16 protein-coding genes and 1 pseudogene are annotated in these 19,128 nt (G+C 46.0%); 6 read left to right on the forward strand and 11 right to left on the reverse strand.

From position 1 onward, the window contains the following. The first annotated feature begins 786 nt into the window (after window positions 1-786). A complete protein-coding gene (locus QUB37_RS11810) occupies window positions 787-1,848 on the forward strand; it encodes a pentapeptide repeat-containing protein (protein WP_333162089.1) in 1,062 nt (353 codons plus the stop codon). A gap of 341 nt (window positions 1,849-2,189) precedes the next feature. Here QUB37_RS11810 and QUB37_RS11815 read toward each other — a convergent pair whose 3' ends face one another. Further along, a complete protein-coding gene (locus tag QUB37_RS11815) occupies window positions 2,190-7,097 on the reverse strand; it encodes an ATP-binding protein (protein WP_333162091.1) in 4,908 nt (1,635 codons plus the stop codon). 530 nt (window positions 7,098-7,627) lie between these two features. Here QUB37_RS11815 and speD point away from each other — a divergent pair. After that, a complete protein-coding gene (gene speD / locus QUB37_RS11820; RefSeq protein WP_006633984.1) occupies window positions 7,628-8,050 on the forward strand; it encodes an adenosylmethionine decarboxylase in 423 nt (140 codons plus the stop codon). A gap of 84 nt (window positions 8,051-8,134) precedes the next feature. On the opposite strand, the gene QUB37_RS11825 is transcribed toward speD, so the two are convergent. Continuing rightward, window positions 8,135-8,731 (reverse strand): hypothetical protein, encoded by a 597-nt coding sequence (locus tag QUB37_RS11825; RefSeq protein WP_333162093.1) that lies wholly within the window; start codon window positions 8,729-8,731, stop codon window positions 8,135-8,137. Between the two features lie 145 nt (window positions 8,732-8,876). Between QUB37_RS11825 and queF the strand changes: the two genes are divergently transcribed. Next, a complete protein-coding gene (queF, locus tag QUB37_RS11830) occupies window positions 8,877-9,296 on the forward strand; it encodes a preQ(1) synthase (protein WP_333154950.1) in 420 nt (139 codons plus the stop codon). A gap of 73 nt (window positions 9,297-9,369) precedes the next feature. Here queF and QUB37_RS11835 read toward each other — a convergent pair whose 3' ends face one another. From QUB37_RS11835 to QUB37_RS11865, 7 genes and pseudogenes are all read right to left on the reverse strand, one after another. Beyond that, entirely contained in the window at window positions 9,370-9,495 is a 126-nt protein-coding gene (locus QUB37_RS11835) for a DUF2283 domain-containing protein (protein ID WP_333162095.1), read from the reverse strand. 5 nt (window positions 9,496-9,500) lie between these two features. Next, a pseudogene (locus QUB37_RS11840) lies at window positions 9,501-9,749 on the reverse strand (DUF4258 domain-containing protein); the annotation flags it as partial. A 94-nt stretch (window positions 9,750-9,843) separates the two neighbouring features. Then, the gene (locus QUB37_RS11845; protein ID WP_333162097.1) at window positions 9,844-11,256 is read right to left on the reverse strand and encodes a cytochrome c biogenesis protein; all 1,413 of its coding nucleotides are present in this window, start codon (window positions 11,254-11,256) and stop codon (window positions 9,844-9,846) included. A 272-nt stretch (window positions 11,257-11,528) separates the two neighbouring features. After that, the gene (locus tag QUB37_RS11850; protein WP_333162099.1) at window positions 11,529-12,260 is read right to left on the reverse strand and encodes a cytochrome c biogenesis protein CcdA; all 732 of its coding nucleotides are present in this window, start codon (window positions 12,258-12,260) and stop codon (window positions 11,529-11,531) included. Between the two features lie 210 nt (window positions 12,261-12,470). Further along, entirely contained in the window at window positions 12,471-12,764 is a 294-nt protein-coding gene (locus QUB37_RS11855) for a hypothetical protein (protein ID WP_333162101.1), read from the reverse strand. 62 nt (window positions 12,765-12,826) lie between these two features. Further along, a complete protein-coding gene (locus QUB37_RS11860) occupies window positions 12,827-13,531 on the reverse strand; it encodes a pentapeptide repeat-containing protein (RefSeq protein ID WP_445300022.1) in 705 nt (234 codons plus the stop codon). Between the two features lie 284 nt (window positions 13,532-13,815). After that, a complete protein-coding gene (locus QUB37_RS11865; RefSeq protein WP_333162105.1) occupies window positions 13,816-13,962 on the reverse strand; it encodes a hypothetical protein in 147 nt (48 codons plus the stop codon). 132 nt (window positions 13,963-14,094) lie between these two features. On the opposite strand from QUB37_RS11865, the gene QUB37_RS11870 reads away from it, so the two are divergent. After that, on the forward strand, window positions 14,095-14,847 hold the full coding sequence (locus tag QUB37_RS11870; protein WP_333162109.1) for a tetratricopeptide repeat protein: 753 nt from the start codon (window positions 14,095-14,097) through the stop codon (window positions 14,845-14,847). Between the two features lie 102 nt (window positions 14,848-14,949). Here QUB37_RS11870 and QUB37_RS11875 read toward each other — a convergent pair whose 3' ends face one another. Then, window positions 14,950-16,290 carry a peptidylprolyl isomerase gene (locus QUB37_RS11875; protein WP_333162111.1) on the reverse strand — a complete coding sequence of 447 codons (1,341 nt, stop codon included), beginning with the start codon at window positions 16,288-16,290 and terminating at the stop codon, window positions 14,950-14,952. A gap of 119 nt (window positions 16,291-16,409) precedes the next feature. Between QUB37_RS11875 and QUB37_RS11880 the strand changes: the two genes are divergently transcribed. Then, entirely contained in the window at window positions 16,410-16,961 is a 552-nt protein-coding gene (locus QUB37_RS11880; protein WP_333162113.1) for a peroxiredoxin, read from the forward strand. Between the two features lie 152 nt (window positions 16,962-17,113). Here QUB37_RS11880 and QUB37_RS11885 read toward each other — a convergent pair whose 3' ends face one another. Continuing rightward, on the reverse strand, window positions 17,114-17,659 hold the full coding sequence (locus QUB37_RS11885; protein WP_333162115.1) for a phosphate-starvation-inducible PsiE family protein: 546 nt from the start codon (window positions 17,657-17,659) through the stop codon (window positions 17,114-17,116). 375 nt (window positions 17,660-18,034) lie between these two features. On the opposite strand from QUB37_RS11885, the gene QUB37_RS11890 reads away from it, so the two are divergent. Continuing rightward, window positions 18,035-18,637: a superoxide dismutase gene (locus QUB37_RS11890; protein WP_333162117.1), complete on the forward strand. Its 603-nt coding sequence runs from the start codon at window positions 18,035-18,037 to the stop codon at window positions 18,635-18,637. Window positions 18,638-19,128: the final 491 nt, after the last annotated feature.

Consider the following 19,128-nt stretch of genomic DNA (forward strand, 5'->3'; position numbering starts at 1 on the left):
GCGCTCATGGATCGAGAAAACATTAACAGCAAGCACAGCAGCGCGGGAATACGGGAACGACTCGCGATCCATTTTTTCGCGCAATCTCAGGCTCAGCACAGCGTATTGCTTGCTTCGCCGACGACTCGCTCAGCACTCCGAGGGAAACAGCCTTCCTGTTGGTTTTCACTGGCACGGAGCACAGTGGGGGGAGGTGACACTAGCTGAGCTGGCCTCGCGCTGCCGTCCGGGTTCCTCGAAGGTAGAAAGCACTTATTTAGAAGGCATTAGGGGTTGAAGCTCCGATATCTTCTTTCTTGATTGCACTCATAAATTCGATCGCCTGTACTGGCAAATTTTCCGGTCAGAATGCGGCGCGGATGCCGCCAGCAATACCCTCAATATTTGATCGACCTTGACAAGATCGATCGACAAATTATCGGTATTTTGGTAAATAGTTAGCAGGTAATAATTAGTGGTTAGCAGTTAGTATAAATACAACTAACAATTAACAACTAAAATTAACCGCAAACTAATTACTAAAACAATAATACTTACAGGACTTACAGTCGGCGAGAAACGCGATTTTTTCATAACTTTCGCGCTAGCCTACCTCAGATTATACCAGAACCAGGTTTATTTTTGTAAATTATAACTAGGTGAGCAGGGTGATGGTAGAAATCAAGCAGTTTTGACAATGGTTAATGTGGCAGTTTTAGTTTAAAAAACTGACTGGCAAACACGATAGTACAAACTTTCACACAACATAGAACATCGAGAAATTAAGGAAACTCACTCAATTTTTTTATGAATTTCACTGAACTTTTAAGTGCCGATGAACTTTTAATTAGACATAGAAACGGAGAACGAGATTTTCGAGGAGCTAACCTCATTGCAGCTCATTTGAGTGAAGCTAATCTCAGTCGAACAAATTTGAGCAACGCTAATTTGAAAGGTGCCAACTTAATTAGGAGCAAACTGATTGGAGCTAATTTAAACGCCGCAGACTTGAGCGGGGCTAATTTGTCTAAGGCGAAATTAATTGAAGCTAACCTCGGGAGTTCTAGTTTAACTGGAACTGTGGCGATATCCGCAGATTTTAGCGGGGCAAATCTCAGCGGAGCAATATTGTCTCAGGCTGATTTGAGCAAAGCTGTGATGACGGGAGCGAGTTTAGTAGGAGCTTGTTTGCTAAGCGGCTCAAAACTAACGGAGGCTAATTTGAGCGGGGCGACGCTGAGCCGAGCAATTATGAGCGGGGTAGATTTAAGCAGAGCCAATCTGACTAGAGCGATTCTCAGCGAGGTAGATTTGACCGGGGCGAACCTGAGCGGAGCAACTTTAACTCGGGCTTATCTCAATCGCGGAAATCTCAGCGGCGTCAATTTAGTTGGGGCTTGTTTGAGCGAAGCAAGTCTGCGGGAGGCTTCTATTAGCGCTGCTAATTTGAGCGGTGCTGACTTGAGCGGCGCTGACTTGCAATCGGCCAATCTCAATGGCTCTAATTTGAGCGGTGCTGACTTGCAGGGAGCTAATTTGAGTAAAGCTAATTTAAATGGTTTGATTCTGCACAATGCTGATTTGAGGGCTGCGAATTTGAACAAAGCTTCTTTGCGGGGAGCTAACTTGAGCGGTGCAAATTTGGCAGGTGCTAGCTTGCTGGAAGCGGATTTGCGGGGGGCGAATTTGAGTCACGCCAATTTGTCGGGAGCGGGTTTGCTGCTAAGTTCTCTCACAGGGGCGAATTTGACAGGAACTAATTTGTCGGAGGCTAATTTGATTGGGGCGAGCTTGAATGTTGATAATTTGAATGAAGCAGCTTTGGGCGGGGCGATTTTGCCGAATGGAGCTACTCACAGCCGGGATTAATATCGATTCCGGCTGCACTCCTTATCATTGTTGACGGTTGACGGTTGACTGTAGAAGGAGGGGTCAAAAAAATGAAAAGCGAGTTATTTGTTGGCTTCGGGATTCGACTTTACGCCAGACTTCGGAGCGCGGATTTGATATCATTCCGGCTCAGCCGGAATTGATATGATGAGTTGATTAAGGAAAATAGTTTTGAGTTTTAAGTTAAATAATCTTTAATTTAAAACTCAAAACTTTTGACAATAAAGAACTCAGGATTCAGGAGTTAGAAGTCAGTTATTGGTTGTGGAGGGAGGGTTTATAGAGATTGTGGACGATCGACAATCTATTAAAATTCGGAGTCAGCGATTCACTTTCCTTAGCAATGTCACGATTGCTTCGACTAACTCATTGGGTTCGACAGGTTTTGCAAGATGACGTTGAAACCCAGCAGCAAGAGCTTGGTTCTGATTAAAGTCTCCAGCATAAGCAGTCAGGGCGATCGCCGGAATTTGCCCGCCCTGTTCTGATGGTAGAGCTCTCACTTGCCCTACTAGCATATAGCCATCCATATCTGGCATTCCGATGTCGCACAGGAGGATATCGAAGGGTGTGGTTGAGAGCAGTTGCAACGCCTCGATCGCAGACCCAACAGCAGTCACTTTGGCTCCGGCTTCTTCCGCTACAAACGCCACAAAATCGCCTGAATCCTGTTCATCATCCACAACCAACACGCGCACAGAGGCAAGGTGAAGATCGTTTGATCGAGCTTCAGCCAGGCCGCCAGCTTCTTCAACCGGATTCGCGGTACGCAAGAGGGGAAGTTCAACGGTGAAGGTGGCCCCATGTCCTTCACCCCTACTCTCAACCCAAATTTTGCCGCCGTGCATCTCGACAACTTGCCGTGCAATCGCCAACCCCAATCCCAAACCCCCAAATTTACGAGTTGTGGCTCCATCCTCTTGCCGAAAATGCTCAAACACATAAGGCAGAAAGTCAGGATTGATGCCTTTTCCAGTATCGGTAACTTGAATCTGGGCATGAGTTCCAGTTTGGGTTAACCTAACGGTAATTTGCCCGCCTTGAGGGGTGAATTTCACCGCATTGGATAAAAGATTCCAGATTACTTGCTGCAAACGCCCGGAATCGCCAATTACCATTCCCTGGGAGGGTGAAAAGGTGGTTTGAATTTGCAGTGACTTGGCTTCGGCGGCTAGTCGAACGGTTTCTAACGCGGCCGAGATCACCATATTCAAGTCAACAGACATCGCATTCAAACTCAGTTTGCCGCTCAGAATGCGGGAGATGTCGAGTAGGTCATCAATCAGTTGTGACTGGAGTCGGGCGTTGCGTTCGATCGTGGCAAGGGCGGTAGCAGTTTTTGTAGCGTCCAGATTTCCTCGCTGTAACAAGTTCGACCAGCCGAGAATCGGATTGAGCGGCGATCGCAACTCATGAGACAGCACTGCCAGAAACTCGTCTTTAATGCGGTTGGCACGTTCGGCGGCTTCTCGTGCAATCTGTTCTCGTTGCAGGAGTTGTTCGCGTTCAGCTTCGATGCGCTTGCGATCGCTAATATCTTTGAACACGAGCGCAACTTTTCGGGCTTCTGGCTGCCCGGTGCGGCAAGCATAAACGTCAAACCAACGGTTCATCGCTTCAGAGCCATTTTCAAAGCGAACGGGTGAACCCGTCAAGGCGACTTGACCGTAAATCTTAATCCAGTGGTCTTCAATATCTGGAACTAACTGACGCGCCGTTTTACCAACTGCTTGTTGAAGTCCTGTTTGTTGCTCGAAGACAGGATTGATTTCTAAGAAGCGGTAGTCGATCGGCGTGTCATTGGCATCAAACAGCACTTCAATGATGCAAAAGCCTTCATCGATCGACTCAAACAGCGTTCGATAGCGTTCCTCCGATTGGCGCAGGGCTGCTTCCGCTTGAATTTGATCGGTGACATTCTTGAAATAAACGGTGATTCCATTTGCGGCAGGGTAGCTGCGGACTTCGTACCAACGATCGTGGTCGGGATAAAACGCCGTCAGTGACGCAGGCACGCGATCGCGCATGGGTATCCAATAGATCGGCTCAAACTCGTTGCCAATCAGTCCTGGGTATTCTTCCCATAAATTCTTGCCAATCAAATCACCCGGAATGCGAGCGAGCAGTTTTTCGGCAAATTGATTGACGTAGGTGAACCGCCAGTTCTCATCCAGGGCAAAAAATGCTTCACCAATGCTCTCCAGAATATTCCGACTCTGCTCCTCGCTTTCACGCAAGGCTTTTTGGGCCCGTTGGCGCTCGTTTTCAACGCGCACGCGCTCGGTGATATCAACGGCAGCGCCGTAAATCACTTGTTCTTCTGGGTACGGCTGGGCATTCCAGAGAAACCAGCGATAGGAACCGTCTTTGTGGCGGTAACGGTTTTCAAACGTAAAGGTTTCGTTACCGGAGAACAGACTATCGGTTTCTGCAATGGAGGCGCTGAGGTAGTCTGGGTGGACAAACTCAGTCCAGGGGCGGGATGTCATTTCGTCTGGTGTCCAGCCGAGGGTTCGTTCAAAGGTTGGGCTCACCCAGTGGAAATGCCCGTTTATGCCCGTAATCACTTGCAAATCTGAACCGACGGCAAGAAACCGTTCCCGTTCCTGCTCTATTTTTTTGCGATCGTTGATATCCCGAAAGAAAAGAGACAGCCCCGTCGGTGAAGGATAAACGTGAACCTCAACCCACAGATCAAACGGAGCATAATATTCCTCAAAGTCCACCGCGATTTGCTCGCTGAGCGATCGGCGATACTGGATTTCAAACTGATTGCCGATCGTGCCTGGGAAGGCTTCCCACATCGTTTTGCCCAGCATTGCTTCTAAAGGAGTTCGCGACACTCGTTGTGCGGCTTCATTAGCATAGGTCAAGCGAAAGTCGAGATCCATTGCCATAAACGCATCGGTTATGCGCCCCAGAATGGTTCGCTCTCGCACCGTGGCTTCCTGCCGCAGCCGTGCCAGCTTCAAACTTGCTTCTACCCTTGCCAGCAGTTCACGCGCCGAGAATGGTTTAATCAGATAGTCATCGGCTCCGGCTGCGAGTCCTTCAATACGCGCTTCTTCGCCCGCGCGGGCTGATAATAGAATGATGGGAATGTCTTGGGTTGCGGGATTAGAACGCAGCGATCGCAACAACTCAAACCCATCCATCCCCGGCATCATCACATCTGTCAATACCAAATCGGGTGGATTCTTCTCAATGGCAGTCAATGCGGCAAGGCCATCGGCGACGGTTTGAACAATATAAGAACCGCTCAGGAGTCGTCGAATATAATCGCGCATATCAGCGTTGTCATCTGCCAGGAGAATTTTAGATTTTAGATTTTGGATTTTAGATTGAGCGGGTTGATTGACGAGTTCATGAGTGGATGGAGCCATGCTCCATTTTTCTAATCTAAAATCGCCTTCTGGCAACCAGCGTTGAGCTTCTTCGACATAGGGCATCGCGCCTAACGCCGTTGATGCTAACGTGCGGCTGGCGCCAATGCGCTCCGGCGGCAGATGAGCTGTTCCGGTAGGAATCGTCACTGTAAAGCAACTGCCCTGCCCAAAAGTGCTGCTGACATCGATCGCTCCCCCATGTAGTTTGACGAGTTCTTGCACCAGCGACAGCCCAATGCCGGAGCCTTCAAAACTCCGTCCTTCCGAGTTTTTGATTCGATGAAATCGCTCAAATAAATGCGGTAGTTCTTCGGACGGAATCCCGACCCCTGTATCTGAAACCGTTAATTCAACACATTTTTCTACACACCGTAATCGAACCGTAATTGTTCCCGCTAGCGTAAACTTAAAGGCATTTGATAATAAATTGAGAACAATTTTTTCCCACATTTCGCGATCGACATAAATCGCTTCGGGCAAGGGTGGACAGTCAACAATAAGTGACATTCCCACCCGTTCAATCAGCGATCGAAACGTGCTAGCAAGTTCCGCCGTATAGGTTGCCAAATCTACAGGTTCATAAGATGCTTGGACTCGACCTGCTTCGATGCGTGAGAAATCGAGCAAGCTATTGACGAGTTTGAGCAGCCGCATTCCGTTACGCTGCACCAACTGTAATTGTTCCCGTTCTTGAGGTGGAATTGTTCCATCCAGGTTGGCGATCGTTTCTTCTAACGGCGACAGCATTAAGGTCAGCGGCGTGCGGAATTCGTGAGACACATTGTTAAAAAACGTGGTTTTAGCACGGTCTAACTCAGCTAATGCTTCGGCACGTTTACGCTCTTGTTGGTAAGCTTGGGCGTTGGCGATCGCTGTTGTCACCTGCCCTGCCATCAAGTCAAAAAAACCTTTGTAATCATCATCAAACGTTCTCAGCGGACTCACTCCAGCAATCAGGAACCCGAAGGTTTCTCCCGATCGAGCTAGTGGTAGAACTACCGCTTGATGAGGAGATTGGGACCACGCGCCGCCCGGTAAAAGTCCAAATTGCGCCTCCAAATTTTCAATGATTCTGCTTTCGCCGGTCTCCATGACTTGGTTCAATTGCCACGGGCACTTTTGGGCGGATGTAAGCTCGATCGCCTCACAAGAGGTTCCGGTTCCGGCTGCTAACCTGGTTGTACCCGCGAGTCGTGCGATCTCGCTTTCGCCATCGAGTAGATAAAACAGTGCAAACGGGATGTCATAGGCGTTATTGGTCAATACGGTGGCGGCAATCTCGCAAGCTGCTTCTTGCGTCTTGGCAGTGACTGTTTCTGCTGCTAATTCGCGCAGCGTTGCCAAGTGGCGATCGCTCAAAACGCGCTGAGTGTCCTCGCTACAGGCGCAGAAAATGCCCCCCACTGGGCCATCATCATTCGCCACCGGACTGTAGGAAAAGGTAAAGTAGGTTTCCTCTGTATACCCGTTGCGCTCCATTAGCAGAAGCAATTCTTGATTCCACGTCGATTGTCCCTGGTTCAAAACCGCTTCTGCTTGCGGGCCTAGCGTGTCCCAGATTTCAGCCCATACCCGTGAGGCAGGCTGACCTAGTGCTTGCGGATGTCGCTTGCCGAGCATAGGAATGTAAGCATCGTTATAAAACTTGGTCATCTGCTGTCCCCACCAGACGAACATGGGGTAACGAGAGCCTAAGATGATCCGAATCGCGGTTTTTAAGCTTTGCGACCAGGTTTCGACAGCCCCCAGCGGCGTTTGCGACCAATCGTGCGATCGCATCAGCATCGCCATCTCGCTATTTCCTGCAAAAATCTGTTCAACGAGTTGATACTGCTGGATCATGCGCTTGTCTTTCCATTGATCCCACACAAACGGGCAACGATACTATCTCGGCTGACCGGGCGGGTTTAGCTAGGTGACGCCAGACACCCAGCGGAGATCGCCTGTTGCTGGTCAACTTTTACAGCATAGGCTGCCAGAGCGAGCGCTGGAATCTGCCCGCCGGGCGATCGTCTAGGATCTGCCAAATTTTACGCATGAGAGCATAGCCGTCCATCTTTGGCCTTTCGATCTGATATCAATTCCGCCACAGCCGGAACGATCGAGCTTTGGTTTTTAGCCACTGGAAACAAGAGATTGCTTTAATCAAACAAGGTTGTTTGAGAAGAACTTGGCAGCGCTGAAACAACACGAATTCCATTAGTGGCATCTACCTGTGAGACAGTTTGATCCCACCATACAGGCAGCGCTTGGTGGTAGGTATTTCTCCTAATCTTCATTTTTCTTTGTGAAACATACTTGCCAAATTTTTGACATCGTGCTAACGTTAAAAGGTTTGAGACTTAAAATCAATAGAGGTAAAACCCCGCAGAATGAAACAATTGGGAACCCATCTGGTCGCTGATGCTTGGCAGTCTCCTGGAGACCTGCTCAACGATCCTGAACGTATCCGCCGCGCTATTCTCGATGCGATCGAAGCCGGAGGAGCTACTCTCATCGATTTGTGCGTACACCAGTTTAGTCCTCACGGAGTGACAGCTACTGCTACTTTGGCTGAGTCTCATATAGCAATCCATACTTGGCCTGAACACGGTTATTTTGCTGCAGACTTATTTTTCTGCGGAGCCGGCGACCCTCACCGAGCCATGAAGGTGCTACAGACAGCTTTGGAAGCTAAACAGGTAAAACTCACTGAGTTCACGCGCGGTTTCGAGCCAGGGGTGGGAATCGTAGGTTCTGCTTGTGAAGAGCAGTATGCCCCTCGTTCAGTAGAAACCAGTGCCGCGAGAGGATGATGGCCAATTAGCGTAACTTTGAACAATTTATGCTAGGTTTTGTTTAAAATCCCACGGATCGAACCGTGGGATTCTTGTTGGAATTTACTTTTTCATTAATAAAGGGCGGACTACTAAATAACCTGCACCAAAAGCTGCAATCACAATCAGAAAAATCGCGATAGCCAACCACAATCCACTTAAATCTGAGGTTTTTTTGATTTGAGATCGCACACGGTAAGGAGTTTCCGGCACCTCTGTAAATAATTTTTCGGGAAGTGGCTGCGGCATCGAGGCGGCTGTTGGCTCCGGTTCCGGTAGTGGGAAGGGGAAAGCCACTGTCTGAGGTGGTTGAGGTATGGCAGAGTTGGTCTGCGAGATTGCAGGTGGTGGGGGGGGAGGTTGAACGCTGAAATTGAATTTGACTGACGGCATTTGAGGCATCCCTGTCTGGGTGACGCTCTGAGCTGAGTTGACTACTTGCTGTAACTGTTGGGATACTTGAACTACTGTTTCTACTTCTCGCCGCAGTTGTTCATTTTGTTGGACTAATTGCTGATTGTGGGTTTTGAGGGAGTCCACCATCGCTTGGGCAGCTTGGAGCTCTGCCGTGACTTCTCGATAGAGGGAAATTGGTACCGATGGAGAGTAACTATTTGAGTTTTCAGGGGAAGTATTGTCAGATAAGGTAGTATTTTGCATAATTGTAGATGGCGAGGGTGAGCTTGTTTTAGTTTAGCCTGAGAGTATTTGCAATTAGATCGATCGCAACACAATTCGTCAAGATATTTGTTACAGATATTGAACGTTAAATTAATTTAATGTTACAAGTTTTTAGTCGATCGCTATGAACAACCACGCACCGGAACAAACTATGTCGCAAAAGTCAAGCACCGAGGAAATGAAATACGGCGAACGCCAGATTTTGGAAGGGGAGTTAATTACTTTCCCGAATCCGCGAGTCGGGCGGCGCTACTCGATTAACATTACGTTGCCAGAGTTTACTTGCAAGTGTCCGTTTTCTGGCTATCCCGATTTTGCGACAATTCACGTTACTTACGTGCCAGACGAGCGGGTGGTAGAGTTAAAGGCGCTGAAACTGTACGTCAACAGTTATCGCGATCGCTACATTTCTCACGAAGAATCGATCAATCAAATTTTAGACGATTTTGTGGCAGCTTGCGCGCCGCTGGAAGCGACGATTAAGGGCGATTTTTCGCCACGGGGGAACGTCCACACCGTGATTGAGGTGTCGCATCAGAAGTAGGTGCAGTCCCTGTGAGTGTCCGCCCGCTTGAACTGCTTTAGCGGGTAGGGATATCATCGGAGAGAGATTCTAATCACATAAATTGTTTGACATTTAATATTTTAATCAACACCAGTTCTCCGCTGCTAGAATAGTGCAGAATCATGTTTCCTTCATCTTCGGCATAGGCGATCGGGCAATCGGAAATTTCGATCAGCATCGCATCTACATCAGGGCTATATCTAAATCTTTTTCATATCTTGACCTCTTACCAGGATAAGCAGTAATTACTAAAATTTTATCATCATATTCTTGGTAAACTACTCTTAGGACAAGCCCATTCAATCTTTGTTGACAAATAAACTTTTCTTCACCACTTGCTTCTAACTTACTAGGGGTTATGATAGTTTCAGAAATCAAATCTGTTGATATTGTAACCCCGCGACTTTCTAGAATCTCTATTTTTAGTAAGGCGTGTTGACTGAACTAAATCCTTTTTATCACATTTATTTCCTGTTTAATTATCCGTTTTTCACCTGGTGTAAGGTGCGCCTAGCGCACCCTACGGTTAGTTTTGATTCGCTAGAGAAGTCGGCGCTATTTCGCTCTTTTCTTCCTCTTGTTTCGATTCTGCCAACTTGTCCAAAATCTCCACAACTTCTCTTTCAAAAGTCACCTGAGCGCGATTAGTGCGCCCGCCGACATATAGTTTGCCGTTTTTTTCCAAAGCCCAAATCTGTGAGTGAGACAGATAGCTCATCAGCACACTAAGCATCAGCAACCCGAAGCCAGTATAAACGATCGGAATACCCGGATCTGCTTTAATTTGCAATCCCGTACTGCCTACCACTTCGTCAATTGTCAGCATGACTCCATTAACTTCTACCGCTGTGCCGGCGCGAACAGTAGTTAACAATTTGCCATCCGTACCGTACACTAACATCGTTCCTTGCAAGTCTTTTGCTAGCAGAGAAACCCCCGCACTCAAATCTGGTTTTGTCGGAATCCAAGCACCCCAAATTCGGCCTTTACCTTGGGTGTCTAACTGAGCCATTGGCAATTGTAAAACCGGGCTTTTGTTGAGGCGAACTCGCAAGGCTGCTATTGCCCAATCTGCTTGATAAAATGTGACTCCCCGGTATCTGAGGGGCTCGTTAACGTGGATGGTTTTGCGATCGACCTCTTGGCCTGTTTTGTCCAAAACTGACAGGTCAGAGTAAAATTGGTCGATTCCGCCTTCGGGAGTATAATCAATCCAGAACCGATTAACTCGCATCGACCAATCCTTCGGTATTTGCGGCCCGGCCCAAGGCCCCGCATCCAGGATATTCTGCACTTGAAATGTTTCGCCGCTGGGAACAATTTCTTGACCGAGAAATCCCGTCATTGCGCCCCATATCGACCCAGCTAAAATAATTAGCATACTGGCGTGAACAATAATCGGGCCGATTTTGCCAATTATTCCCTTGCGGGCATAAACTTTTTCGCCTTCTCGAAATATGCGGTAGTTTTTTTGCAGCAAAAGTGGTTCTAAGGAACTTAAAGCAACTGTTTCTAATTCCGCACTGAGAGCTAATTTTTCAAACTGCTTTGGTTCTTCATAAAATTTCCAGCGGCGGGCGGCTTTTAATGCTGGAAATTGTCGGGTAAATGTACAAGCTGTTAAGCTGCTGCCGAACAAAATTAGGATTGACAAAAACCACCAAGTGCGGTACACGTGGTCTAGTCCTGCAATTAGCACAACTTTCCAAGTTAGGAAGCCGAACAAAGCGGGATGTTCTGGATAGTTAGATTGGTAAAAGGGTACTGATTGACCTTGTTCGATGACAGTGCCGGAAATGCTGAAAAATGCGATCGTCAGCAGCAAGATAATTGCCAGCCGTAAATCTGCGAGTATCGGCAAGATTTCTCGTTTGAAAAACCTTTGAGGGGCAGTCGCCCAGTTTGAGATTTTTGATAGAAATACTTCTTTTGATGTCATTGGTAATTATGAAGGGAGAGGGAAGAAGGAAGAAGGAAGAAGGAAGAAGGAAGAGGGAAGAAGGAAGAAGGAAGAAGGAAGAAAGAGCAGGGAAAAACAAAAAATGAATAAATATTATTATTCTTATTATCGAGTAAGTCTCAATTATTTTTTTAAGTCTTTGTCTTTTCTTTCTTCCTTCGTCTTCGCGGTTTGTTTAAAAAAAATTAATTCACGCATTCCGTAGTGATTGCTATATCTCTAAATAAGGGCTGAAGCCCTGACTACGAAACTTACGCGGGAAGGATGCGGGAAAGCAGAGAGAAAACACCAAATCCTACTAGCAAAACGCCGCTAACAGGCGTAATCCAACTCGACCACCGACGTAATTCTAACAACTTTTTAATGCTTGCAGTGAAAGTACCTGCTATAATCAGCGGAGCGACGTAGCCAGCAGCGTAAAACAGCAGCAACACACCACCTAAAACTGTATCTCCTGTTTTGGAAACCCAAGCTAAGAGTGTAGCTAAAACCGGAGTGCTGCAGGGAGACGCTACTAAACCAAAAGTTAAGCCCAATAAGTACGATCGCACGCCCGCCGGCAAATCTTTCGGCACCCACCCCACAGCGTCGAAAGACGGCATTTGTAAGGGTAAAGCTTCGAGTAAATTCAGCCCCATTAAAATAGCAATAATGCTGACAAGAATCGGTAAACCCAGGCCAATTTTGCCGTAAACTTGTCCGGCAAATGATGCTACAATACCCAAACCTGCAAGGGTGGTGGCTAATCCCAGGGAAAACCACGCAGACTGGGCGGCAGCTTGCAGGCGGCTTTTTGCTTCGTATCCACCGATGTAGCCGATCGTGATCGGCAACATTGAAAGCATACAGGGCGTTAAGCTCGTTAGCAACCCTGCCAGAAAGATGACTCCGACGCTGACTAAACTGAGGTTTGTCAGTTGAGTATTTACTAAATTATTAGCAAATTGTGCGAGTTCGTAAAGTTGGTTTTGCAGGGTTTCCATCTGTCGATTTTAGATTTTAGATTTTAGATTTTAGATTTTAAATTTTAGATTGACTCCACAGCCCATCGATTTTAGATTTTAGATTTTAGATTTTAGATGGACTCCACAATCGATTTTAGATTTTAGAGAGACTCTACAGATGAATCTGGGAGTTTAAACTAAATATCTAATATTTTTGCTCTCCACGACTCCTGTCGGGGGCTGGTATCCCTAGGCAGGTGACTTCAGGTTCGGGGCTGTTCTGGCTTTGTTGAAAATTGTAACAGATGCGCGCAGGTTCGGTTTGAGATTTAAGATTTTAGCGATATTTACTGGTTTGGAGTTAAAAGGTCGATCGCACCCTGGTTTAAATTGATATCTTGACAGCATCCTCAACAATCTGTTGGCAATGGGCGCAGCTTGGGAGTTAAAAGGTCGATCGCACCCTGGTTTAAATTGATATCTTGACAGCATCCTCAACAAGCTGTTGACAACGGGCGTCGCCTCTTGCACCAGATAATTCATTGACTGCGAAATCGGGGCAAAAGCCTGTTATTGACATTATTCAGACAGACTCTAATTTAACTTTACTTTAAATTAAAGCCAATTTCTTCATTAATAGAGCCGTCTGGCATTATTGCCCCTGCCAGCACCGCACCTCTGAGATTTGCGCCAGTTAAAATAGCGCCTTCTAAATTAGCATTGCTCAAATTGGTTATTTGTTTGGAACCTCGGAAAAAGAAGCTGTGCAAGTCAGCACCTGTCAAATTACTGTCTGCCAAATTAGCATATTGCAAGTCAGCACCGTGCAGCGTCGCATCAGCTAAATTAGCTTCGGTGAGATTGCTTCCCCAAAGTCGAGAATCTAAGACATTAGCATCTTGTAAATTGGCGCGGCTCAGATTTGCCAAAGTCAGATTAGCATCCCACAACTTCGTGCCGTTGAAATTAGCTTCGGTCAAATTGGCTCGACTGAGATCCGTACCTAAAATATCAGCATTTGCTAAATTAGCGCCGCTGAGATCTGCATCAGAAAGATCCGCATTTTTTAAGTTAGCACCGGACAAATTAGCATTGGACAAATTAGCGCCGGACAAATTGGCTTCTTGGAGATTAGCGCCCCGCAAATCGACAGCGCTCAAATCGCATTGCTTCCACAGAAAGCTGACGCACCAATTATCTTTTAATAGGTGACTCAAATCCTCCGCATTAGCGGCCATCACAGGAGGAGTTAAGTAGAGAGTGAACAGGACGATCGCCAACACAGCAGCGAATAAAGTTTTCAACCTCATAACTCTTTTCATTGACACTTATTTGCGCCATAAATTATTGATGTCTAATCAAAGCATAGCAAATAATCGCCAACTTTCCTCAGCAAGACTACTCAAAAATATTAGTGTAGTGAAATGTTAATCAGGGTGGGTGCAGGCACAAACTTAACTCTGGTTATGTTAGACGCGCTTTGAGCTATCAAACCGATTGATTCACAAATACCTCGCCGCCAAACTAATTTTTTTCCTAAAAACCTGGTATAAGATAACCGCAAGTTCGATCGGGATTTGCCAGTGCAATATCGCTACAAAGTGATACTTGTGGTGGGCAGTTGCGATCGCTCTCCCAGGGGCATACCTGCAAACAATCCGGGTAGCAACTGCTCAATATGGGAAGAAAGAAACCGCCCAGCTCGCCTGAAAACCTTATCTTTAAAGGGTTGTAGACGCATTTTTTCTGAATTGCGATCGGCATCACTAACTAAGCCCAACTTTCATCACACAACTCAAGCCCCAGCATCACCTAATCGCATCAAACTTATCACGTTCCTGAGACTACGGATATCACTGTTAGTAGCTGAAGTATGGAGGAAAATAAGAGCATACAGTTGAACACCACTCCTCCCATGCCTACTATCCCCCTTCTCCCAAGCCAATTAGTTGTCACAACTATTTTCAATTCGATCGAATCTTTGGGATTCACTAATATTGCTGGCGTATTTTCGGGGGAGCAAGCTGAATCCCGACAAGAAGCAAATTTAAAAGTTATTACCAAAAAGTTTTACACTAAGGGTTTAAAAAATCTCGAACAACAAGACTTGCACGGCGCTATTAAAAATTTTAATGCCACAATTAACATTAATCCGCAATTCGCGTCAGCTTACAACGATCGCGGTGTGGCACGCTACAAATTAGGCTACAAGCAATCGGCGATCGAAGATTTAACTACAGCCATCGAACTCAATCCTTACCGAGCCAAGTATTACAGCAATCGGGGGTTTATGCTGACTCGTTTAAAAGATTATACTGCGGCGATCGCAGATTACAACTCGGCACTCCTGCTCAACCCTAATGTAGCTCAATCTTATTTTAACCGAGGTGCTATCCGCCTGCAAATGGAGAATTCCCTAGCAGCGCTAGCTGATTTTGAGTCAGCAATTCGCCTCGATCGCGATTTTGCTAAGGCTTACTTCAACCGAGGAGTAACTAGATATAAACTGAGAGAGGTTCAGGGAGCATTTGAGGATTTTCAGAAGGCAGCCGAGCTTTTTAAGAAGCAGGAGAGAATGGATTCTTATCAAGAGGCAGTTTCTCAAATTACAAAGCTATGGTGTTAGTTGAATTTGGTAATTATCAATTGGCAATTGCCAATTGATAATCAGGTAATGTGTACCGAAGAGCACCCTACACCTATAATTATTGCCTCAGTCTTGTTAGAGTTAGCCAATACTCAAGGCGGCGTCTCTGGAAGGCAAGTTATCGGCAACGACAGCAGTAGAAAAGTTAATTGTAAAAGCAGCATTTTGAACTGCTGCGGGGGTGGCATTTTGAACGACAGCCAAAGTAGCTCCTCCAAATTGAATGAGTGTGTTGCTGCCTGATTGCGTGAATGAGGTGTTGGATAAACCGCTGGTCAAGCCAATACGATCGCCATCTTCCAGCCTAAAATCAAGAATTATATCGCTCGACCCATTCAACTCCAGATTTTCACCCGTAACCAGAACAAACGTATCAGTACCACCACCGCCGGTGAGAGTATCACTGCCAATATCGCCAAGTAAAATATCGTTACCATCGCCCCCGATTAAAACATCGTTTCCTCTGCCGCCTCGCAAAAAGTCGTTACCAGCATCACCATTGAGATTATCGTCGCCGAGATTTCCGTTGATAATATCGTCGTCAACACCGCCGCTAATTAAGTCGTTACCTTTGCCACCTCGCAAAAAGTCGTCGCCTTCTTCGCCAGTGATGGTATCGTTGCCTTGGCTGCCGTTAATTCCATCACCATACGTGGCTTCACCGAGGATGCGATCGTTTGCGCTACCTCCCACTACACCGCCGGGATTTTGGTCATAGTCTTGGGGAGTGACTTGATAGTTGTTCGGGGTGTTGGCCAATCTGAGGGCTCGCAAAGGCAGATTTGCCAAATTGGTAAGGTTAATGGAATCGTTGAGGAAATCAACATCGGTAATGATGCTAGAAACACGACTGGGGACGATGCCGTCAACGACTTTTGCACTCGAAATGCGATCGCCCTGCTGCACCGCATTCACCGTTTCAAAACCTGCAATAACGTTGCCAAAAACAGCATAACTACCGTCCAAAAATGGCAACTCATCCAAAGCAAAATAAAACTGCGAAGAAGCCGAATCCAAAGCATTAGAACGAGCCATTGCCACAGCCCCGCGAGTGTGCTGCAACTGCGGCGTCTGGGTTACAATTTGGTTGTAAACAGGTTGCGCGGCCCCTTGCGGCGTAATTTCTAAAGGGATAAAACGCGGCTGATTGGTATCCGGGTCAATAAAACTACCCGTTCCCAATTGACTGGCGGGAATTGTAGTATCTCTGCTGCGCGGATCGCCTCCTTGCACCACAAAAGGATCTGGCTGGCGCACAACTCGGTGAAACATTACCCCATCGTAAATGCCTCGTTCAACTAAGTCAACAAAATTTCCCCCAGTAATCGGGGCATTAGTGCCGTCTACTTCGATTATAACGGGTTGACCGTTAATTACCTGGACTACTATAGCTTTGCCTGTTAACGGGAGTGCAGCGCTCATGGGTAAATTGCTATTTGAGTGAGTGATCTTTGGGTTTTAGAAGCAATCCGCGAATTGCCCTTACCCATTTAATCAGAAAACTGTAAACTTGTCTTAAGTACAGTTCTACTTCTAAATTTATGATGTCCCGTCGCAAGTTTTTTAGCACTTTATTGGCAATTTGTCTAGTTGTTCTAAGTTTCAATTTTGCCGCACCTGCATTGGCCCTCGGTGGCAAGCTTCCGACGCTGAATGAAGCCGCACCGGATTTTAGTTTGCCGACAAACAGCGGTGACGGACAAGTGTCCCTGTCCGATTTTCGCGGTAAGTGGTTGGTAGTCTATTTCTATCCGAAAGACTTTACATCGGGATGTACGATCGAAGCACGGAGATTTCAGGAAGACTTGCCGAAATACTTGGCAAAGAATACTCAAATTATTGGCATTAGCGCTGATGATGTCAACTCCCACGCGGAATTTTGCGATTCGGAAGGTTTGAAGTTTCCGCTGTTAGCTGATACGGATGGTGAAGTGAGTAAAGCTTACGGTTCTTGGATGAGTTTTATCTCGGCGCGGCACAGTTTTATTATTGACCCTGAAGGCGTTTTGCGGGAAACTTTTGTGAAGATTAATCCGGCGATTCATTCTAAAGAAGTGTTGGCTCGTTTGGGGGAATTGCAGGCTAACGGGTAATACCATTTTAGATTTTAGATTTTAATAATTGGGCATGGCTGATGAAGCTTGTATTTGTAGTGAGGACTAAAGTCCTCTGTATTTTCAGAGAATTTTAGTCCTCACTACAAACGTTGTAAATCTAAAATCTAAAATCGGCTGTGCCACCATACTCAGTGAGAATTAAACTGGCTATTGATTGCAACAGAATCGGAAGAAGATTCAGGCTCTGAAAATTTTCTCTTTCTGCTAGCAAGGCGGCGTTCCGGGTCAATTCCCTCGAAGGTTGGCGGCAACCAAACTCGGACTACCAACAACACTCCTAAAACTAGCAAAAATACGCCTGTTGATAATATTTGAACCGAGGGAGTTTCCAGCACTCCCCGCACTATCACTTCTCGCAAAACTGATACAATACAAACTTCCACAGCTACGCCGATCGAAACTCTTTTTTCTTGTAAGTAAATAATTAGCAAGCGAAATAATTCCACTAAAACTAATAGAAATAAAATATCTGCCGTGACTTCCTGGAAATTCAAAGGAGGTAGCAGCGAGAAGAACATTTCTCGCAGTTCTAGCACCATGAAACAAAACAAACCAATACATAGAGAAATTACAATTAAGTCTTGGACTGTTTCCAGAGCGGTGACAATTAATTGCAAATTCAACCATTGAGGATGGTGACTAGACGAGTTGTTTAAACGCTTTTCTATTGACATATCCTGCAACTTGTTTGACTTTCTTACAGCTTAATTGAACTTAGGTTAATCTTTGACAATTTACAGGTTTAATCTCTTTATCAATCTCATAAAATTTCGATCGGTTGACAATTTCACACACCCTTTGATTTGCCTCCCAGGTGGCTTGACATTTAGTGATAGTTTATGCTACATGAAGCCGGCAATAAGTAGCTTTGATATCTAAAAAATAGAACTCTGAATGCTGAAATGCTGCAACTGCTATAAAATAGGAAAATTGTAAAGAATTATTTACCACAGCTTGATAAACTCAAGCTAGTGACTCTCGGCTTTAATCATACAAAAGCCACCAAGTCAACCGAAAAACCCAAAGTAATCCAGAGAGGATTGAACACCATGGCATTTGAACTTGCACCATTACCCTTCGCCGCTGACGCCCTAGAACCAGCTCATATGTCAGCCAACACTTTTTCGTTCCACCACGACAAGCACCACGCTGCTTACGTGACCAATCTCAACAAACTGATTGAAGGAACGGAAATGGCGAGCAAATCCCTTGAAGAAATTGTCAAGGCATCTGCTAAAGACCCCTCCAAAGCCGGCATTTTCAACAATGCAGGTCAAGTTTGGAACCACAATTTTTTCTGGAATTCCCTCAAACCGGGCGGCGGCGGCACTCCGACAGGAGCTTTAGCTGACAAAATCAACGCTGACTTCGGCAGCTTCGACAAATTCAAAGAAGAATTCAAGACTGCTGCGACAACTCAGTTCGGTAGCGGCTGGGCTTGGCTGGTTTTGGACAACGGCACTTTGAAAGTCACCAAAACTGCTAACGCTGACACCCCGGTAGCACACGGCCAAACTCCGTTGCTGACTTTGGATGTGTGGGAACACGCTTATTATTTGGATTTCCAAAACCGCCGTCCCGACTACATTACTAATTTCTTGGATAATTTGGCTAACTGGGATTTCGCAGCAGCAAATTTGGCTGCGGCTTAGTAGCATCTTAGTTTGAGGACTAAAGTCCTGACTGCAAACCTATAAAGTTTGTAGTCAGGACTTTAGTTGTGATGAATGAGAATTATATCGATTCCGGTTGCGCCGGAATGATTGTTGACTGTTGACTGTTGACTGTTGACTGTGAGTCAAAAAACTGAAAAGGGCGCGCTTATTTGTTGGCAGCTTGATTCGACTTTATCAAGACGATGAAACGCGGATTTGATATCATTGCGGCGCAGCCGGAATTGATATTATTTAACCAAACTTGCTATTAGCAAACAAAAACAGCTTTTAACATTCCTTCGCCTCGGTCTAGTTGGAGTTCAAATCCTAGTTTTTTACAGAGGCTCTGCATCTTGTAGTTGCTATTGAGAATAGACCTCTTGCAAAATAATTTTATGATATAATGAAAAGTTTTGCTGAGAGTTGATTGAATCCCAACTCCTAACTTATTTTCACTCTGGTCTTGCTATAAACAGGATAAAATGCTA

It is taken from the genome of Microcoleus sp. AT3-A2 (assembly GCF_036705685.1).
Classification (GTDB): Bacteria; Cyanobacteriota; Cyanobacteriia; order Cyanobacteriales; family Microcoleaceae; genus Microcoleus.